Annotated in this window: 12 protein-coding genes and 17 tRNA genes; 23 read left to right on the forward strand and 6 right to left on the reverse strand. The window is 53.0% G+C overall.

Annotated features, from left to right (window positions below; translation table 11 throughout):
* The first annotated feature begins 200 nt into the window (after positions 1-200).
* The 16 genes from AAFN83_RS15050 (at position 201) to AAFN83_RS15125 (ending at position 1,706) form a co-directional block, all read left to right on the forward strand.
* Positions 201-276 (forward strand) — tRNA-Asn (locus AAFN83_RS15050).
* A gap of 3 nt (positions 277-279) precedes the next feature.
* A tRNA-Ser gene (locus AAFN83_RS15055) sits at positions 280-370 on the forward strand.
* A gap of 27 nt (positions 371-397) precedes the next feature.
* Positions 398-472 (forward strand) — tRNA-Glu (locus AAFN83_RS15060).
* Between the two features lie 3 nt (positions 473-475).
* A tRNA-Val gene (locus tag AAFN83_RS15065) sits at positions 476-551 on the forward strand.
* A 10-nt stretch (positions 552-561) separates the two neighbouring features.
* Positions 562-635, forward strand: a tRNA-Met gene (locus AAFN83_RS15070).
* A gap of 24 nt (positions 636-659) precedes the next feature.
* Positions 660-736 (forward strand) — tRNA-Asp (locus tag AAFN83_RS15075).
* 45 nt (positions 737-781) lie between these two features.
* Positions 782-857 (forward strand) — tRNA-Phe (locus AAFN83_RS15080).
* Between the two features lie 13 nt (positions 858-870).
* A tRNA-Thr gene (locus AAFN83_RS15085) sits at positions 871-946 on the forward strand.
* Positions 947-962: 16 nt separating this feature from the next.
* Positions 963-1,048 (forward strand) — tRNA-Tyr (locus AAFN83_RS15090).
* 17 nt (positions 1,049-1,065) lie between these two features.
* Positions 1,066-1,139: transfer RNA gene (locus AAFN83_RS15095), tRNA-Trp, on the forward strand.
* A gap of 23 nt (positions 1,140-1,162) precedes the next feature.
* Positions 1,163-1,238: transfer RNA gene (locus tag AAFN83_RS15100), tRNA-His, on the forward strand.
* Positions 1,239-1,249: 11 nt separating this feature from the next.
* Positions 1,250-1,324: transfer RNA gene (locus AAFN83_RS15105), tRNA-Gln, on the forward strand.
* A 14-nt stretch (positions 1,325-1,338) separates the two neighbouring features.
* A tRNA-Gly gene (locus AAFN83_RS15110) sits at positions 1,339-1,413 on the forward strand.
* Between the two features lie 10 nt (positions 1,414-1,423).
* Positions 1,424-1,497 (forward strand) — tRNA-Cys (locus AAFN83_RS15115).
* Between the two features lie 25 nt (positions 1,498-1,522).
* Positions 1,523-1,611: transfer RNA gene (locus AAFN83_RS15120), tRNA-Leu, on the forward strand.
* Positions 1,612-1,629: 18 nt separating this feature from the next.
* Positions 1,630-1,706, forward strand: a tRNA-Arg gene (locus AAFN83_RS15125).
* Positions 1,707-1,879: 173 nt separating this feature from the next.
* Here AAFN83_RS15125 and AAFN83_RS15130 read toward each other — a convergent pair.
* Positions 1,880-2,776 carry a hypothetical protein gene (locus AAFN83_RS15130; RefSeq protein ID WP_347770779.1) on the reverse strand — a complete coding sequence of 299 codons (897 nt, stop codon included), beginning with the start codon at positions 2,774-2,776 and terminating at the stop codon, positions 1,880-1,882.
* Positions 2,777-2,947: 171 nt separating this feature from the next.
* Here AAFN83_RS15130 and AAFN83_RS15135 point away from each other — a divergent pair.
* The 4 genes from AAFN83_RS15135 (at position 2,948) to AAFN83_RS15150 (ending at position 6,420) form a co-directional block, all read left to right on the forward strand.
* Positions 2,948-3,026: transfer RNA gene (locus AAFN83_RS15135), tRNA-Leu, on the forward strand.
* 163 nt (positions 3,027-3,189) lie between these two features.
* Complete coding sequence (locus AAFN83_RS15140) at positions 3,190-4,038, forward strand: WD40/YVTN/BNR-like repeat-containing protein (protein ID WP_347770781.1); 849 nt, start codon at positions 3,190-3,192, stop codon at positions 4,036-4,038.
* 188 nt (positions 4,039-4,226) lie between these two features.
* The gene (locus tag AAFN83_RS15145) at positions 4,227-4,937 is read left to right on the forward strand and encodes a hypothetical protein (protein ID WP_347770783.1); all 711 of its coding nucleotides are present in this window, start codon (positions 4,227-4,229) and stop codon (positions 4,935-4,937) included.
* A 91-nt stretch (positions 4,938-5,028) separates the two neighbouring features.
* Complete coding sequence (locus AAFN83_RS15150) at positions 5,029-6,420, forward strand: WD40 repeat domain-containing protein (RefSeq protein WP_347770785.1); 1,392 nt, start codon at positions 5,029-5,031, stop codon at positions 6,418-6,420.
* Here the strand turns inward: AAFN83_RS15150 and AAFN83_RS15155 are convergent.
* Genes AAFN83_RS15155 through AAFN83_RS15165 form a run of 3 tightly spaced genes read right to left on the reverse strand, consistent with a single transcriptional unit; the run spans position 6,399 to position 10,357 of the window.
* The gene (locus AAFN83_RS15155) at positions 6,399-7,592 is read right to left on the reverse strand and encodes a Ger(x)C family spore germination protein (RefSeq protein ID WP_347770787.1); all 1,194 of its coding nucleotides are present in this window, start codon (positions 7,590-7,592) and stop codon (positions 6,399-6,401) included. The genes AAFN83_RS15150 and AAFN83_RS15155 overlap by 22 nt on opposite strands.
* Positions 7,585-8,688: a GerAB/ArcD/ProY family transporter gene (locus AAFN83_RS15160; RefSeq protein ID WP_347770789.1), complete on the reverse strand. Its 1,104-nt coding sequence runs from the start codon at positions 8,686-8,688 to the stop codon at positions 7,585-7,587. The genes AAFN83_RS15155 and AAFN83_RS15160 overlap by 8 nt, the downstream gene beginning before the upstream one ends.
* Positions 8,689-8,713: 25 nt before the next feature.
* Entirely contained in the window at positions 8,714-10,357 is a 1,644-nt protein-coding gene (locus AAFN83_RS15165) for a spore germination protein (protein ID WP_347770791.1), read from the reverse strand.
* 239 nt (positions 10,358-10,596) lie between these two features.
* On the opposite strand from AAFN83_RS15165, the gene AAFN83_RS15170 reads away from it, so the two are divergent.
* On the forward strand, positions 10,597-11,439 hold the full coding sequence (locus tag AAFN83_RS15170) for a copper amine oxidase N-terminal domain-containing protein (RefSeq protein ID WP_347770793.1): 843 nt from the start codon (positions 10,597-10,599) through the stop codon (positions 11,437-11,439).
* 1 nt (position 11,440) lies between these two features.
* On the opposite strand, the gene AAFN83_RS15175 is transcribed toward AAFN83_RS15170, so the two are convergent.
* Together AAFN83_RS15175 and AAFN83_RS15180 are read right to left on the reverse strand one after the other, a co-directional pair.
* Positions 11,441-12,730, reverse strand: coding sequence for an alpha-galactosidase (locus tag AAFN83_RS15175; RefSeq protein WP_347770795.1), 1,290 nt, complete (start codon positions 12,728-12,730; stop codon positions 11,441-11,443).
* Between the two features lie 111 nt (positions 12,731-12,841).
* Positions 12,842-13,780 (reverse strand): AraC family transcriptional regulator, encoded by a 939-nt coding sequence (locus AAFN83_RS15180; protein ID WP_347770797.1) that lies wholly within the window; start codon positions 13,778-13,780, stop codon positions 12,842-12,844.
* A gap of 191 nt (positions 13,781-13,971) precedes the next feature.
* Between AAFN83_RS15180 and AAFN83_RS15185 the strand changes: the two genes are divergently transcribed.
* Positions 13,972-16,389, forward strand: a complete 2,418-nt coding sequence (locus AAFN83_RS15185; protein WP_347770799.1) for a glycoside hydrolase family 94 protein — start codon at positions 13,972-13,974, stop codon at positions 16,387-16,389.
* Positions 16,390-16,582: 193 nt separating this feature from the next.
* Complete coding sequence (gene deoD / locus AAFN83_RS15190) at positions 16,583-17,302, forward strand: purine-nucleoside phosphorylase (protein ID WP_347770800.1); 720 nt, start codon at positions 16,583-16,585, stop codon at positions 17,300-17,302.
* Positions 17,303-17,369 lie beyond the last annotated feature (67 nt).

The raw sequence follows: 17,369 nt of genomic DNA on the forward strand, positions 1-17,369 counted from the left end.
GTCCGAGGTGGAAGTGCGGCAACGCATGCAGCTGACGGATACTAATCGGTCGAGGGCTTATCCAACACAACACATCGGTAAGAATGTTACTCGCGAGTTGCTTCGCATCCGGTTTTCAGGGAACAACCCCCCTGAAAAGAACTTGTTTCCTTTTGGGACAAAACCTGATATACTGTCTAGGTGTCACTAAACGAGTATTTTCCCTGATAGCTCAGTTGGTAGAGCACTCGACTGTTAATCGAGTTGTCACAGGTTCGAGTCCTGTTCGGGGAGCCATATGGAGAGGTGTCCGAGTGGTCGAAGGAGCACGATTGGAAATCGTGTAGGCGTCACAAGCGTCTCGAGGGTTCGAATCCCTCTCTCTCCGCCACCAAATCTTTGGTGAAATCAATTGCAAGGCCCGTTGGTCAAGGGGTTAAGACACCTCCCTTTCACGGAGGTAACAGGGGTTCGAATCCCCTACGGGTCACCACATGGAGGCTTAGCTCAGCTGGGAGAGCATCTGCCTTACAAGCAGAGGGTCGGGGGTTCGATCCCCTCAGCCTCCACCATAATTTCCATCGCGGGGTGGAGCAGCTCGGTAGCTCGTCGGGCTCATAACCCGAAGGCCGCAGGTTCAAATCCTGCCCCCGCAACTTTCTTCAAGAGATCATAATCGTGGAGCCGTGGTGTAGAGGCCTAACATGCCTGCCTGTCACGCAGGAGACCGCGGGTTCGAATCCCGTCGGCTCCGCCATTTATCCTCTCGAAGATGCCATTTAACAAGATAAGAATCCCATATGGCTCGGTAGCTCAGTCGGTAGAGCAGAGGACTGAAAATCCTCGTGTCGGCGGTTCGATTCCGTCCCGAGCCACCACTTGCGGATTCAAGCCGCTGTAGCTCAACTGGTAGAGCAACTGACTTGTAATCAGTAGGTTGGGGGTTCAAGTCCTCTCGGCGGCACCAGTTTTTTTGATAACGTGGAGGCTTAGCGAAGTGGCCAAACGCAGCAGACTGTAAATCTGTTCTCTGACGAGTTCGGTGGTTCGAATCCATCAGCCTCCACCACTTATTCCTTTATCTGTAGGGGCATAGTTTAAAGGTAGAACAAAGGTCTCCAAAACCTTTGGTGTGGGTTCAATTCCTGCTGCCCCTGCCAGTTTTAAAACTTAGGATCGTATGGCGGTCGTGGCGAAGTGGTTAACGCATCGGTTTGTGGATCCGACACTCGAGGGTTCAATTCCCTTCGACCGCCCCATTTCTTCCTAATGGGGATTAGCCAAGCGGTAAGGCAACGGACTTTGACTCCGTCACCCCTAGGTTCGAATCCTAGATCCCCAGCCATAATTGAATAATTTGCGGACGTGGCTCAGTGGTAGAGCATCGCCTTGCCAAGGCGAGGGTCGAGGGTTCGAATCCCTTCGTCCGCTCCATTTTATTTTTGGCGCCATAGCCAAGTGGTAAGGCAAAGCTCTGCAAAAGCTCTACCCCCAGTTCGAATCTGGGTGGCGCCTCCATTGCATTATCTTGTGTCTGCCCTGTGCCGGGGTGGCGGAATCGGCAGACGCACAGGACTTAAAATCCTGGGATGGGTGACCATCGTACGGGTTCAAGTCCCGTCCCCGGCACCACCATTGTTTCAACATCATGTGCCCATAGCTCAGCTGGATAGAGCGTTTGACTACGAATCAAAAGGTCGGGAGTTCGAATCTCTCTGGGCACGCCATTATTACCTTGCTAGGATAACGATACCGACTGCATTTACTGCAGTCGGTTTTTGCTTTGTATCGGCGAAGAATGGGGTATCAATACGATTATTTCAACCACATCAAGCTTGTCTTTAGCAAAAAGGCGCAGGTAGCGGACGAGTCCCGCTTGCCTGCGCTTTTTACTTGGAGTCTAGATTCCGTTCGGTTGACTATACAACTCATAAGCTTCGAGAATGGCTCTAAGGCTGTCCTTTTCGTCCTGAGTCACTATGTAGTCGCTGTAATACTGGTCTCCATTGCGTCGAATAATCGTTTTTGTGGAGTTCACGATCTTGTGCAGCATCTCTATGGAATCCACTGCCGAATAGTCATAATATTCCCAGACGCTGAAGCCGCTATTGTCCCGCTTGACATCATCGTATTCGGGGTACAGGTCAAAGGTCTCTTGATCCACTTTGAAGATGTAATGATTAATGAAGAGCCAATCCTCTCCTTTGTATTGAATCCGGAGACGCAGATTCAGTTGATCGTTCTTTTTGACCAGATAAGGATAGAAAGCATTGATGTCATCATATTCGGGAGAGCTTTGGGACATATAGAAGTCCAACTCACGCACCTCATCGTATTTCGTACGGAAGCCGGCGAGCATGGCATTTCTTTGTTTTTGCAACTCCTCAGACTTGGCCGTTGTTGGGGCTTCGATCGCCGAGGGGTCCTCTTCGTTGCTTTCGATGGAGGGTTCCTCTTCTTTAATAGCGGGCGGTTCCTCTTTTTTGGCCGGTGTCTCTTTCGCGGACACGGAGCCATCTAAAAGCAATTGAGCGAGTGCCGCTTCGTTTGAATCGGGATACAACCGAATCAATTCGGTTAGCGTAGCCTTCGAGGTCGCAGCCATATCCCGTTTGATCTCCTCCTGAGCTCGATCCAGCATGTCTGCGGCCGATTCGGTGGAGGTGGGGGATGGTTCTACAGAAGCAGGTGCGGCAGGAATTGAGTCATTCGCTGTTTGGCTGTATGTTTTTTTCTCAAGTGTGCACCCGCTGAGCAGCAGTAAACCTGCAAGAAGTGCAAGGGTTGGTCGTTTCAAGCTAGTGTCCTCCATTATGGAATAATAGGGCGATTTTAACACATTGATGTCGAATGAGCCATGTCATTATTTCGTTTCAATGCTTGACATGCAATGGCGAATGCGGTATAGTAATAAACGCTGCAGGCGGAGATGATGAAGATTTCATCCTGTTATGCTTCTATCCCATATGCCGGTGTGGCGGAATGGCAGACGCGCGCGACTCAAAATCGTGAGGGAAACCGTGGAGGTTCGAGTCCTCTCACCGGCACTAACGACGAACAGACTTATGAAATTACTCTTGAAGTAATTTCATAAGTCTGTTTTTTTGGATTCAGATTAACCGATTGCAACCGAGAACAGGAAACTTTGCCCAGGGGAACTGCGTCTTTTTACTAAAGAGGCGGGGCTATCCAACAGGGGAGATGAGAACCATGACATCATTAAGGAAGAATAGAAGATGGCTGCTGTTGGTTGGCGCATTCCTGGTTGTTCTCCTGATCGGAACCAGAACAGGATGGCTGCTAAGCCGTGATAACGAAAACCAGATCACGCAGAATGACGGCCAAGGGTACTCCATTGACGAGCAAGGGAAGGTTACGGTTTCGTATCGCGATGGGCAGATAGAAGCTGCCGTTCCTCTAAAGGTCGACATGACGGGCAACACGTTGGGAATGGGGAAGGAGAACATCGGCTTTTTTGTCTCGGAAGAAAAAACGGCTGTTGTCTACGGATTTGCAGATGGGAAGGCTTCCATGCTCCATGTCTTGCTCAGCTCGGATAAGGGGGAAACATGGGAGGACTATGCCATTCCGGCCTCAAAAGGATACGAAACCAAGTTCATCGGATTCACTAGCCAATCCAAAGGCTGGTTAGTAAGCGGGGCTTCAGAAGGAGTGGGAAGAGCCGTCAATTACCTCTACCAAACCTCTGACGGCGGCAAGACATGGGAGGAGATCGGCAACCCTAACGACCAATATGCGGAGCACTTGACGGGAGTTGGGTTTGCCAATGAGAACGTAGGCTTCCTGGGGTATCGGTATTATATGGATAATGGGCCGGTCATCTATTGGACTCAGGATCGTGGAAAGAGCTGGGAGCGCCTCCTTCTAACGTTTCCGGCTTCCTTTGACCACTACAAGATGAATCCCTTATCCCCCACTTTTAACGGGAAGAATGGGCGATTGCCCATCGAGCTGATTGATCCCGACAAAGAAACGGTCGACACCGTTGAGTTGTTCAGCAAGGATGGGGGGCTAACTTGGATTTTTATGGAGAAGTAATTTCTAAAGCAGCTGTAAATTTCCAAAATATGTTTGACAAAAAAATGGATACAGGCGTACTCTTGAACTGTCTCTTCGAGCGCTCGAATGGGAAACTATTCACAATCTATCGTCCAACGATCGGGATGATTCCTTCATCATGGATTGCATAAGAAATCCTATCCAAATGAAATCGGAGGGAATCTGCTATGCCATCTAAACGCTGGTTATTGATGAGCCTCGGAGTGTCCGCATTGCTTGTGTCTGTTCCGCTTTTCTCTGTAGCGCAGGCGAGCTCAGGGGCACTGTCTCCCCAAGTAGTCTCGGTAGACAAGGATTCAGGTGTCACGATCTATCGTGATGCTGCTGGAGGCTTTGTAATCTCGGGGATGCAGGTTCCGGAGGTTGCCTCTGAAGCGCAGCAGGCTGCTCAAAAGAAGCAGATGGAGACGCTCAGGGAGTCAGAAGCGGCAGCCAAAGGAAACGCCCTTGCAGCCAGTGACTATGTGGATACTGAGAAGAACCCTATCTACATTGGAACGTGGAATAAGGTGGACGCCTATGCTCGCCATACATTGGGAACCTATAATTCTAGCACAAGTTATTTGACCAGCTACGGATATACCTCTTGGTATAACACGAGCGGGAATACAGCCCTGCCGTATCGCAACGGCGCTTCCAATAATGGAGCCAATCAGGGTGTTGTTGATGTAAAGAAACAAGCGTATTTTGACATCCGAGACTTGGGAACGAATAACGTTACCACGCTGAAGATTACCGATTGGGGCCCCGATCAAAAGCTGCATCCGGATAGGATCGCAGATCTTGACAAGAATGACTTCAAGAGCTTGCACGGCAATACGTCGGACGGCCTCTTTTATTCGAGAACCTGGGTACCGATCACCAATTACAATCCATAACCCCTTGCATATATCTCCTGGAAAAGCTTTGTGCGTGCGCCACATGCTGCAGCCTTGCAGCATGTGGCTTTTCAAATGAGGAGGAGCCTCTATGCTAGCTGATGTTCGATGGAAAAGAGTAGTCGTACTGCTTGTGCTTCTCGGAATAAGCGCCAGTCTGGTTTACTACTTTCTGAATCGGTCCCATGAGAAAGAGGGAATTCCAGCCTCAAACCCGACAACAGCTGTTGCGGCCTCACCGACTCCGTCAGCTACCCCGGGTTCAGCCTCTCCGGGTTCTGCACTCCCTCAGGTGAAGACGTGTGTGGTCGGCCTCTTGCCAGATCAAAAGGGAGGGAGCCAGTACGTACTCTATGACACGGCAACCTGGAAGGCGACGCTGCTGCTCCATTTGCCCGACGTAACTCCCGATAACTATGCGGCCTTATCTCGGAACGGCCGCTATGCCGCATACACCACCTGGGAAACCAATCTTTCGAGACGTTATGTGAAGGTTTATGATCGGGTAACGGGAAAGACGACCAGCTACCTGCAGCAGATTCCTGTTCAGCATGAAATCATTCAGCTCTCCTGGCTGCCGGATAACAAAACCTTGGTATTCGTCCAAAGCGATGCGACCTCTCTGCCTTACCAAGAAATCAAGACACTTGATATGGAGACGAACAAGGAGCAAGTTCTCGCCAAGGGAGAGGTTTGGCGGGTTCGAAGCATAGAAGAGACCGGCCACACTGCCGAATCCTTTTACTTAAAGGGCAAGAAAGCTTATGTGAGCGTGAAGGAGAAAAAACCGGCTGAAACCTATCAAAAGGATAAGCCCATCAGTGAAGAAGAGGAATGGAATTATTATCTGACTCAAAAGGATATCGACGATATTTACCAGGCATACGGAGGAACCGGATCCTTTCCAATTGAGAAAGTTCCTAATATGATGCATGTGGCCTTCTCGGCTCCACGTGTATCGCCGGCTGGGACGAAGATTGTGTACAGCACCGTTCTCGAACGAAACAGTGCTCCCGGAGCGAGGACCCCCCTCTGGATGACGGCTTCGATCTGGCAGTATGACCGAACGAGCGGGCAAACCTCCCGAATCTACAGTCAAACGGATGGAGGTTCGATTGGCCGAGTGGATTGGGTGAGCGACCAGGAGATCTCCTTTGTTTCGTATTATGACTTCCAAGGAAGTCGCGATTCGATCAACGTCCTCGATTTGGCGTCCGGCGGGCATCGAGTCGTGTTCCCCTACACCGACGTGCATTATAACAATGTCACGCTCTTGCCCGTTGGAGAGGGAAAGTTGACCTTTACCAGCTCCAAAAAGGACGAGGCCTATGGATCGTCGAAAACGATTCTCTTGGACGCCCGTTCCGGCTCTTACCAGGAGAAGCCCATTATGTTTGAGGGGAAAACCGTGCTGCTGGAGAAGTTTATGTCTGTTCCTTTGAACTCCTCGGATGCGGATTATCATCCTGTAGAGGAACCGTAATCGGTAATGGTCAAATCAATGGTGAAGGTGACGGACGATCGGCTGAACACATCGTCCCAGTCGTCCTTCACCTTTTTCCATACCTGCGGGTGGGAGAGACTGAGCTGCTTGCCAAAGCCGGACACATCAACCTTGTAGCGGGACTGCATCTTGTCGAGAATGGTTTGGATTTCGCTGGCCAGTTTTCGTTCAAATCGTTTCTCAGCCGCCTTTAGGTAGGGGACCTTGGAAAAGTTCTGTTCCGCATCCCAGTTTTCGATCAAACGACCTTTGGATTTAATTTCGACATGAAAGGAAACGGAGTCTCCCTTAACTTTGGGGATGATCTTGCTTTTCATGGATTTGATCTCGTAGGTAATGATCTGGTCTCGTTCATCCAGGGTTTTGATGAGACCGCCCTGCCCGGTTCCTCTAATCCAGGAAATGCTGGCGACATCGTTGGAATCCAGGTTGCCGATCCACTTGCCGGTTTTTCCTTTGATGATGCCCGCTCCATAGAACTCGTCTTTCCCTTTTACAGAGGCGATCGTTTGCAAAATGTAGCTTTGCTTTGTGTTCATTAACGCATTCAGATTGGTGAGGGTGATTCCTTTCATGATCTTGTTGTTACGAAATCGGTTGCGCTCCATGTCTTTGATGTGGAAGGAGGGGACATCGGCGGGCTGGTTCATCGTCATCGCCTCAGCGGCTTGCCCCCGAGCCAAGAAGACCAAGCAGCTTGGTCGAATGTCATTGTCCCGCAAGGTGAAGTCGAGCAATTGATCGATGGCATATTTCTTAAGCAAATCGGTGGAGAGCACAATGACCTTCAGGTGGTGCCCAATGACCGGGCGATCTCGAATAAGCGAATACATACGCATGATTTCAAAGACGGAGTTGCCGCTTTGAACCGAATTGACATAGGGCTTCTGTTGATTCGAGCTTGCATTGCCGCGTGAACCGAATGATTTCTGAGGAACAATCTGGATGGTACCGGTCAGAACATTTTCCATCGGGGGAGAACCCAGTTGTTCCATCTGCTTGATCTTCTCTTTATCTTCGGTACCTACGTCAAGCGCCAATCCCGTGTAAATCGCCTGATCCTCGATCTCCTTGCTGCTCCAGCAGCCAGACAGCAGGCACGCGCTTAGAAGCAGCGCGGATCCAACCTTTATTTGATTTCCTCTATACATGCTGCTTCAGCCCTTTCTTTCGAATCAAGAGAACGATGGAGAGAAGGACGGGAACCAGAACGAACATGCCAAGACTGGCATATCCGATATAGTCACCGAGCGAGAAAACATCGTTAATGCGTTGGGGAATCGAGGCTGCCAAGAAAAGCACGGGCATGAGCCCGAAGACGGTCGAACGGAAGGGAAGCCCGAAAATCTGGGAAATGCCCAGGGAGGAACTGTAAAAAAAGCTTGTGAAGTTGCAAAACAGCTGCATCATCCAGATGACGAGAAAGGGAAACTCAAAGCGTTCAAAGAACAGTCCCGCGATTTCAAAGCTGCGAAGCAGGTCAATCGTCGGCCAGGTGCTCCTCTGAACGGCATCGACTGACATGCCGCCGATAACCATTACAACGGTGATGAAGTACAGCGTAAGCGGGATGCTGATGCCCGTGATCATCGCGCGAACGGCTTGCTTCGGGTGCTGCATATGGGCAACGAGGACCATAACCACTTCGCAACCGGTATAAACCAGGATGGTAGACTTCAGCCCGCTAAAGACCGGCATGATCCCATTGCTCAACACGGGGCGCAAATTATTGATATCGAAGATCCGCGTACTGAGAATATAGGCGATGATGAGAATGAAGATACTGATGGGGAAGATGATTTGAAACACCCGAGCGATCGAATTGATGCCCCCCAGAATCAAGTAGCTGCTCACCCAGATAAAAGGCATCAGAATGCCCCATATCGGGGTTCCTTCCAGTAAGAAGTACATAGTGACTTCCGCCAATACCCGGACTTCAAAGCCGCAAATGACGATGAAATAGATCACCAACAGGGAGGTCAGGATTCCTCCTGGGATTCGTCCCACAATCCGCTTGGCATATTGAAAGACCGTTTTGCCAACGAATTGCTGACTGAGCTTCGTCATTATGAAAACGACGAGGATAATGACCACTCCACCAAAAAGAATGGACAACCACACGTCCGGCGTTTTCACAATTTCCGTCACGCCTCGCGGCAGCGTGAGAATACCTGCGCCCAGTACCGCATCGGTAAGAAAGATAGAGGCCTGGGTGGATGTGATTTTGTCGTCAGTACGGGTGAACAAGGGGATTCCTCCTCTCATGAGGGCGTTAGGATCTGCGCTTTTTATCCTCGGTTTTCATCATATTGGGCCGATGTCTCATCAAAGGCAGAGGGGCTCGAATGAAGAGATCCTTCCAATCGTTGAAGCGAAAGGGAGAAACGGGAGTGACATAGGGGACGCCGAAGCTTTTCAACTTGGTCATGTGGCTGCACAGAAGCAGGAAGAACAAGATGGTTCCGAGCATGCCGAGCACAGATGCGAATAACATTGCGATAAAGCGAAGCATCCGCAAGGTAATTCCCGCGCTATACATGGGAATGGCAAAGGAGGAAATGGCGGTGACGGCAACGATGATGACAAGCATCGGGCTGACGATTCCCGCCTGAACGGCTGCTTCGCCAATAATGAGACCGCCGACGATGCCCATGGCAGGCCCGATCGGTTTCGGCAGCCGAATTCCGGCTTCCCGGAGGATTTCAATCGAAATTTCCAGAATGAGAATTTCGATTAGGGAAGGGAAGGGAACGCCCTGACGGGTCTCCGCAATCGTGATCGCCAGCTCGGTCGGGAGCAGACCGGGATGGAAGGAGATGAAGGAGATATACAGGGAAGGCGTCATCAGGGATAGGAAAGCGGCTAGAAAGCGGAGCATACGCAGAAGAGATCCTGGAAGCCACCGCTCGAAATAATCCTCAGGCGACTGAATCAGCATGGTGAAGGTAACGGGTACGAGAAGGGCGAAAGGAGAGCCCTCCAACAGAATGGCAACTCGTCCCTCTAATAATGCACTGATCGTCCGGTCAGGACGCTCCGTGTTCTGCACCTGCTGGAAGGGGCTGAGGGGATTGTCCTCGATGAGCTGCTCAATGTAACCGGACTCTGCCAGGAAGTCCATGTTGATGGCCGCGATTCGATCCTTGACCTCCTTCAGCAAATCCGGATTCACGATCTCGCTCATGTAGGCGATGGCTAGGGTCCTCTGAATCCGGCTTCCCACTTCAAACGATTCGATGACCATATCATCGGTCCGGCCTTGCTGCCTCAGCATGGCGGTATTCTCGCTTATCATTTCCGTGAATCCGACCCGAGACCCCCGAAGCAGCGCTTCAGAGGTAGGTTCTGTGATTGCACGGGTCCGGGGACTCGGGGTCCCGACGAGGAAGGCGCGAGGGAGTCCCTCAATCAGTAAGGCCGTGTACCCGGACAGGATCGAACGCTTCAGCTCCAGCAGTTCTGTAACCTCCGGGATTCCAGGAAGCGGGAGCAGCCTATCCTGCAGGTAGGAGCCCAGGTGTTGTCCTGATAATTGATCGAGTTCCCCTTCGGTGCACAGGGGCTCCTGCATCAGCATTTTCAAAACCTGGTTGCAGATCAAGTCTTCGTTTTGCATGCCTTCCACAAAGACAAGCATGGCCGGTGTCTGGGATCCAGCCAGCTCAAATTCACGAAAGTGAACGTCGCTGTTGCGGCCGAGCTGCTGCTTTAGACGGGCTTTCTCTGCCTGAAAATCTCCCGTGAGGGGGTCACTGGGCGGCGCAGTGGAAGCTTGGGGTTCCTGGGGACTACGCTTTCCTACCCAGGTGCGCAGAGTGGTGGACAAACGGCGCATAACCAGAGGAGCCAGCAGGGTTAAGCCGGCTTCTACCCACGTTTTCCATTCTGGTACATAGTTCACGGCCTTGGACCACATGCAGAATCATCCTCACCAACCTTTGGTTGGCTTAGTGTATCCAACTTTTTCATGGTGATTCGAGAGGGAGAGCTTCCATTACTGTGGCAGGAGTTCCTTGTAGGTTGCAACCCGGCGGCGGGAGCATTCGTTTTCTTAATGAAAGGAACAGGAGAAGAATTCCAAAAAGAGGTGGGAAAGTGAAGAAGGGTTTGTTGGTATTGTTGATTTGCTCTCTTTTTGCGGTGATACCGGGGTGTATGGCGAAGACGGAGGAGAAGGAGCCGGAAGTATCGCCGGCCGCTGTAAGCAAAGTCAATTTGAATCGGGTAACCATCTCCCCCAATGAGATTGGGAGTACCGAAGAGACCTTTATCCAATATGAGGACGGTTCGAAGGAAAAGATTCAACCGGATTATGTGGGTTTGTTTTTGAACGGGTCGATTGTGAAGCAGGCGAAGGTGAAGATGATAGAAAATGAACCGTTCGTCGCGTTGGACCCGGTTGTGGAGAAATTCGGCATCTCGGTGGAGGAAAAGGGGCAAACGGTAACTTTATCGGATGGCAACCGGACCAGTGAACTTACTCCCGGTGAGAAGACTGTCCAAGTGGACGGGAAAGCGGTCTCGTTGACTGCGGCTCCCAAGCGCATCGACGACGAAATCTACGTTCCGCTTGATTTTATTACGAATGCTTTGCAGGGAGAGGCCTCTTACTCCAACGGGATCAATGACAGTCAGCTCCGCTATGTGCCTCGTCTGCCCCATGTGATGATCAGCCGTTATCCGGAGGGAACCGCGAAGCTCACGCAGGAGGAAGCACTGGCGAAGGTGAAGCAGCAGTTGATTGCTGCCTATGAGAAGAGATATGGCCTCTTTCTTCCTGTGGGCGGCAATCAGCAGGACGACGGGGCATCCATGCGGAAGATCATCACGAACTTATCCATTCGATCCGAGAATGACCGCTTCTATGTGATCCCCGTCGTCTACGATTTTTGGGTAGATAAATACACGGGTGAAGTCTTTACCTTTTACAATGGTATCATTATGACGATTCAGCTCTTTGATCCCCTTGCAGAGGGAGCCTTGGCGTTTGCGGGATGACTTACGCCTGGAGATCGAACCGGTAGAGGCGAACGCCGTGCGCAGGGACGGCAGCCTCCAGACAGCCTGTCGAGGAAGGCGCGGCTTGCCCGGACCATAAGTCCTTGCCAACGGGGAATTCGGCGAGTCCGATCTGCTCAGGGTCCAGCCGGATTACGCTCTCCCTATCCCCGAGATTAAACAAGGCCGTATAAAGGGCTTGGCCTTGCTCCTCCGCTGTCCAGATCACGGTCTCGTCTTCGCGGACCGCTTCCCGTGCGTTGGAGCTGTACCGGTGCATGTGCAGGACATCGCGATTGGTGAGAAGATCGTGCGTCCACGAGTCGTTGTCACGAAGCTCTCCTCCGAAGATAAGCGGGGAACGGCAGATGCTCCACAGCGTCATCATGGTCAACTGCTCGTCCCGGGTGAAGCGCGTCATGCGATCCTCGCCGCCTCCATCGACAGAGCGGATGCCGATGCGGCCGAGCGGGAGCATATCGCAGTCAGGCCAGCCGCCGGCCTTTGCTTCTCCCTGCCAATTGCGGCAGCGGTCGAACATCTCGCGCAAAAGCGGCCATTGGTCCCAGAAATCATCCGTGATTCTCCACATGGTGGCGTGTTCGTGGAAAAAGGAGGCGTGCTTGACCGGCGCCGGTCCGGGAGACAGGCTCAGCACCATCGGACGCCCGCATCGCTCAATGGCTTGGGAGAGGAGCTCGATCTCCGGCAGATGGGTATCATACAACCGAGAGGCGGCGATGTCGTCGACCTTCACGAGGTCAACGCCCCATTCGGCATACAGCTGGAACAGCGAATCGTAGTACGCCTGCGCTCCTTCCTTGGAAGCATCCACACCGTACATGTCCGTGTTCCACGGGCAGATGGAATTGGTATGGGCAATCTCTCGCGCCGTAGCGGAGGTGCCCAGAATGGGGGTGTCCGCGTGGACCGCCTGGCGAGGGATGCCGCGCATGATGTGGATGCCGAACTTCAAGCCGAGGGCATGAACGGCGTCCGCAAGCGGGCGAAACCCCTTCCCCCCCGCTGCAGATGGGAAGCGGTTGACGGCGGGCAAGAGACGGGACCACTCATCCATGACGAGCGGAACGAAGGGGCGGTATTGCGAGGAATGGGCCCCCGGCTCGTACCATTGAATGTCGACAGTGATATACTCCCAGCCGTACTCCTTCAAATGCTGGGCCATATACTCGGCATTGGCCCGTACTTCATCTTCGGTAACGGATGCTCCGTAGCAATCCCAACTGTTCCATCCCATGGGCGGGGTGAGGGCTAGGCGGCGGTCAGTCATGTGCATTCTCCTTTGTCTTGGGAATCATAACCCTATATTGCGGTTGTCTCCTTCATCGTACAAGAGAGAATCACCTGATTACTACCGTAAAACAGTACGGCGAATTGCACTTTATTGCGGTTTTTCATCGAAAAACACCCGGCGGTACGGCAAGCGGTCCCGGCCGCTTCGAAACTGGCCTGGCGTGAGTCCGGTCATGCCGCGGAAGGCCTTGATGAAGTAGCTTCCACTGGAATAGCCGACCTGTTCCGCGATGCGCTCCACGTTGTCCTGAGTGCCGTGCAGGAGTTCCATCGCCTTCTCGGTTCGAACACGGTTCAAATAATCGGTGGGCGTTAAGCCGGTGTGGGCGGCAAAGGTGCGGATCAGGTGGTATTTGGACCAGTTGACGAGCTCAGAGAGCTGATCGATGCTCATGGGACGAGCATAATCCGCCTCGATGTAATGAGCGATCGCCAACACCTTGTCCGGCCAATCCTCGCGCCCTGCAGGACCGGAGGAGCGAAACCGCACCAGCTCCGTCGCAAATTGATAGACATAGGACGAGGCGAGGTAGGCATCACGGATCCGGCCTGCGCTCGCTTCCGCGATCATCAGGTTGAGCAAGCGGAGCGGTGCGCTTGTCGAGGGCAGAACCGGGGTGGGACCAAACCGCTCAAGAAAACGGCGCCAATGAGGGAGAATGAAGGCGGGTCTCATCAGAATGAAGGAGAAGTGCCATGGTTCCTTAGCCTCCTCAGGATAAAAGTATCGATGAGGACCGGGAATTTCCGCCAGGAAGGCTCTCCCGGCGCCGATTCGCTCAGGAGGGCAGCCCTCCTGTTCAAAATAGCCGAAGCCGGAATGCGTATACTGAAACAAGAGGAGAGGACCGTCCCCGCGTGTAAGCCCGTCCCAGGCATAAGATGGGCTGCTAACTTCATCCGAGCCTACCGCAAACAGGCTGCACATGGCGAGCTCCTTATCCTCCGCATAACGAAAGCCGTAGGTTCCTTTCGGTCTCCCTCTCGTGATGTTCCCCTCCATCTCATGCATATTGAGAAAGATCATGCACTTTCTATTGCTAGTGTAAACGATATCCTCGCTTCGATACAGAAGAAGAAGGGCGCAGGGACAGCGCTTTCAACTCGAAGGAGCGGGGATTTTGTCGAAATTAAGAATAACAGAATGAAATAAAGGGATCCTAACATTTTTGTAGAAGTAATAAAATGAACTAACTTTTCTTGGAGGTGTTATTTTTCGTGAAGTACGGCTATTTTGATGCAGAGCATAAAGAATATGTCATCACTCGACCGGATACGCCTGCTCCTTGGGCCAACTACCTGGGTTCTCCTGAGTATGGAGCCATTATTTCCGGAAATGCAGGTGGATACAGCTTCGTCAAATCGGGGGCTAACGGACGTATCATTCGTTATCGCTTCAACTCGGTCATGAATGACCAACCGGGCCGCTACATCTACATCAAGGACCGTGAGAACGGAGACTATTGGTCGGCTTCCTGGCAGCCGGTAGGCAAGGATCTGGACAAGTACCGCACGGAATGTCATCACGGGACCGCTTATTCGCGCTTTGTCTCCGAATATGATGGAATCGAATCCGATACGTTGTACTACGTTCCGCTGAACAAGACCTACGAGGTTTGGAAAACGAAGGTCACGAACAAGAGCGACAAGCCCCGCAAGCTGTCCCTGACCGGCTATGTGGAGTTCACGAACAGCGGCAACTACGAGCAGGACTCTGTCAACCTTCAGTACACCCTGTTCGTCAGCAAGACGTACTTCCGCAACAACATGATCTTGCAAGCGATCAACGAGAACATCAAAGGCCACGCCGGCCCGGACGACAGCGATGAAGAAGGAAGAGGCATTTGGCGCTTCTTTGGACTCGCCGGATCGGAAGCGGCTGCTTATGACGGCGACCGCGACACCTTCGTCGGCAAGTACCGCGACTATTCGAATCCGCGTTCGATTGAAAACGGTTGCTCGAACACGCTGAACTTCAACACCAACTCCTGCGGCGCCCTGCAGGCCGATATCGAGCTTGCACCAGGTGAATCGAAGGAACTGGTTTATCTTCTCGGCGCCTATGCGGAAAAAGGTGCGAAAGAGATCATGGCCCACTACCAAGATCTCTCCGTAGTGGACAGCGAACTGGAAGAGCTGAAGACGTTCTGGCACGCGAAGCTGAACCGCTTCCAGGTTCAAACGCCGGATGACAACCTGAACCACATGGTCAACACGTGGAATGCTTACCAGTGCTTCATCACCTTCATCTGGTCCCGCGCGGCTTCCTTCCAATACTGTGGACTGCGGAATGGCCTTGGCTACCGCGACACCGTACAGGACATTCAAGGCATTATGCACCTGGACCCTGAGCTTGCTCGCGAGCGCCTTACGCTCATGCTGTCTGCTCAGGTGAATAACGGCGGCGGCTTGCCGCTCGTGAAGTTTGATCACCGTCCGGGCTTCGAGAAGACGCCGGATGATCCGGAATACGGAGCCGAAACGGGCCACCCGGCTTATCGCGCCGATGACGCGCTGTGGCTGTTCCCGACCTTGATCCGCTACGTCAAGGAAAGCGGCAACTGGGCTTACATCGACGAAGTGATTCCTTATGCGAATAAGGAAGAAGGCACCGTCTATGACCACCTGAAGCGGGCCATCCAGTTCAGCCTTGACCGCATGGGCGCTCACAACATGCCGGCCGGTCTTCATGCCGACTGGAACGACTGCCTGCGCCTCGGTGCGAAGGGCGAATCGACCTTCGTCGCATTCCAGCTCTACATGGCGTACAACGTCTTCATCGAAATCGCCGAGCGCAAGGGCAACAAGGAAGATGTCGCTTGGGCCGAGAAGCTTCGCGAGGAGCTGAGCCGTACGCTCCAAGAGAATGCTTGGGAAGACGATCAGTTCATTCGCGGCTTCACCGAGGAGAACGAAGTCATCGGTTCCCGCACCAATGTGGACGCGAACATCTGGCTGGAACCGCAAACGTGGTCCGTCCTGAGCGGCGCCGCTCGTCCGGAGCAAGCGAAGCTTGCCCTGGATAAGGTATATGAGAAGCTGAACACCAAGTATGGCGCGATGGTCTGCTACCCGCCGATCAACCGCGACGGTCACCCGGTATTGCTCATGTCGCTGTTTAACCCGACGACGAAGGAAAACGGCGGGATCTTCTCCCAACCGCAAGGCTGGTTGGTCCTCGCCGAAACGATGATCGGCAACGGCAATCGTGCCTTCGAGTACTACAAGGAGATCAACCCGGCCAGCATGAACGAAGATGCGGACGTCCGCGCGATCGAGCCGTACGTTCACGGCCAATTCATCGAAGCCGTCGACAGCCCGTTCTACGGTCGTGGACACGTCCACTGGCTCACCGGAACCGCATCCACTGTCATGGTATCCCTCGCCGAGGGCATCATGGGCGTGCAGCCGGAGTTTGACGGCCTGCGCATCGACCCGTGCGTACCGGACAACTGGACCGAGTTCTCGATGGTTCGCGAATTCCGCGGCAAGAACCTGAACGTTCAGGTGAAGAACCCGAACGGCGTTCAAAAGGGGATCGCTTCCATCGTGCTGAACGGAACGCCGATCGAAGGCAAGCTCATTCCGGAACAGCTGTTGAAAGCCGAGAACGACGTAGTCATCACCATGGGCTAAACGAACAGGACGCTTGCTGAGACGAGTCTGCCAGGAGGCTGACGGTGCTCCCCCTCAAAACGGAGAGACATGGTCAGCCCTTGCGGGGACGAACGCTCAGCGGGCGTCTTTTCTTATGGCCTCGTGCAATTGGCGCTCATTCCCTGTATGATGGGAAGGAAAGCCACCACATTCACCAGGAGGATATCCATTCATGCCAACTCCACACAATCAGGCGGCAACGAACGAGATTGCCAAGGTTGTTTTGATGCCGGGCGATCCGCTACGTGCCAAATTCATCGCGGAAACCTTCCTCGAGAATCCCCGTCTGGTCAACCAAGTGCGCAACTGCTTCGCTTACACGGGAACCTATAACGGCAAGGCCATTACCGTCATGAGCTCCGGTATGGGCATGCCGAGCATCGGCATCTACTCGTACGAGCTGTACAAGTTCTATGATGTCGAGTGCATCATCCGCGTCGGAAGCGCCGGTGCTTATACGAACGAGCTTGCGCTGTTCGATGTCGTGCTGGCCGACAGCGCCTGGAGTCAATCCAGCTACGCGAAATGTCAATCCGGCGAAACGAGCGACGTGCTCCTTCCGTCGCCTGAAGTGAACGCCGAGATTGAGAAAGCAGCGGACAAGCTCGGGGAGAAGATCACCACCGCTCGCATTCATTCGAGCGACGTCTTCTACGCCGAGAAGAACATGCCGACGTTCAAGAATTTCCATGAAGAGCATGGCTGCGTCTGCGTCGAAATGGAAAGCTTCGCCCTCTTCCACAACGCCAAGATGACCGGCAAGAAGGCCGCTTGTCTCTTGACGATCTCCGATTCGCTCGTGGATCACACCGAGACGACGGCGGAGGAGCGGCAGACGTCCTTCCACAAGATGATGAAGATCGCCCTGGAAGCAGCGGCTGAACTGGCGTAACCCTTAGGGGGAACCAGAAGCGAGGCTCCTATCAAACGACCGTTTTTTGTCCCTGCTACGGGATGGG

Origin of the sequence: Gorillibacterium sp. CAU 1737, from assembly GCF_039888655.1 — a bacterium.
Classification (GTDB): Bacteria; Bacillota; Bacilli; order Paenibacillales; family NBRC-103111; genus Gorillibacterium.

Excerpts from the sequence above, each read along its gene's own strand:
- AAFN83_RS15145 (WP_347770783.1), top strand. The coding sequence starts at position 4,227 with ATGCCATCTAAACGCTGGTTATTGATGAGCCTCGGAGTGTCCGCATTG.
- AAFN83_RS15140 (WP_347770781.1), top strand. The coding sequence starts at position 3,190 with ATGACATCATTAAGGAAGAATAGAAGATGGCTGCTGTTGGTTGGCGCA.
- AAFN83_RS15170 (WP_347770793.1), top strand. The coding sequence starts at position 10,597 with ATGGCGAAGACGGAGGAGAAGGAGCCGGAAGTATCGCCGGCCGCTGTA.
- deoD (WP_347770800.1), top strand. The coding sequence starts at position 16,583 with ATGCCAACTCCACACAATCAGGCGGCAACGAACGAGATTGCCAAGGTT.
- AAFN83_RS15155 (WP_347770787.1), bottom strand. The coding sequence starts at position 7,592 with ATGTATAGAGGAAATCAAATAAAGGTTGGATCCGCGCTGCTTCTAAGC.
- AAFN83_RS15165 (WP_347770791.1), bottom strand. The coding sequence starts at position 10,357 with ATGTGGTCCAAGGCCGTGAACTATGTACCAGAATGGAAAACGTGGGTA.
- AAFN83_RS15150 (WP_347770785.1), top strand. The coding sequence starts at position 5,029 with ATGCTAGCTGATGTTCGATGGAAAAGAGTAGTCGTACTGCTTGTGCTT.
- AAFN83_RS15175 (WP_347770795.1), bottom strand. The coding sequence starts at position 12,730 with ATGACTGACCGCCGCCTAGCCCTCACCCCGCCCATGGGATGGAACAGT.
- AAFN83_RS15180 (WP_347770797.1), bottom strand. The coding sequence starts at position 13,780 with ATGATCTTTCTCAATATGCATGAGATGGAGGGGAACATCACGAGAGGG.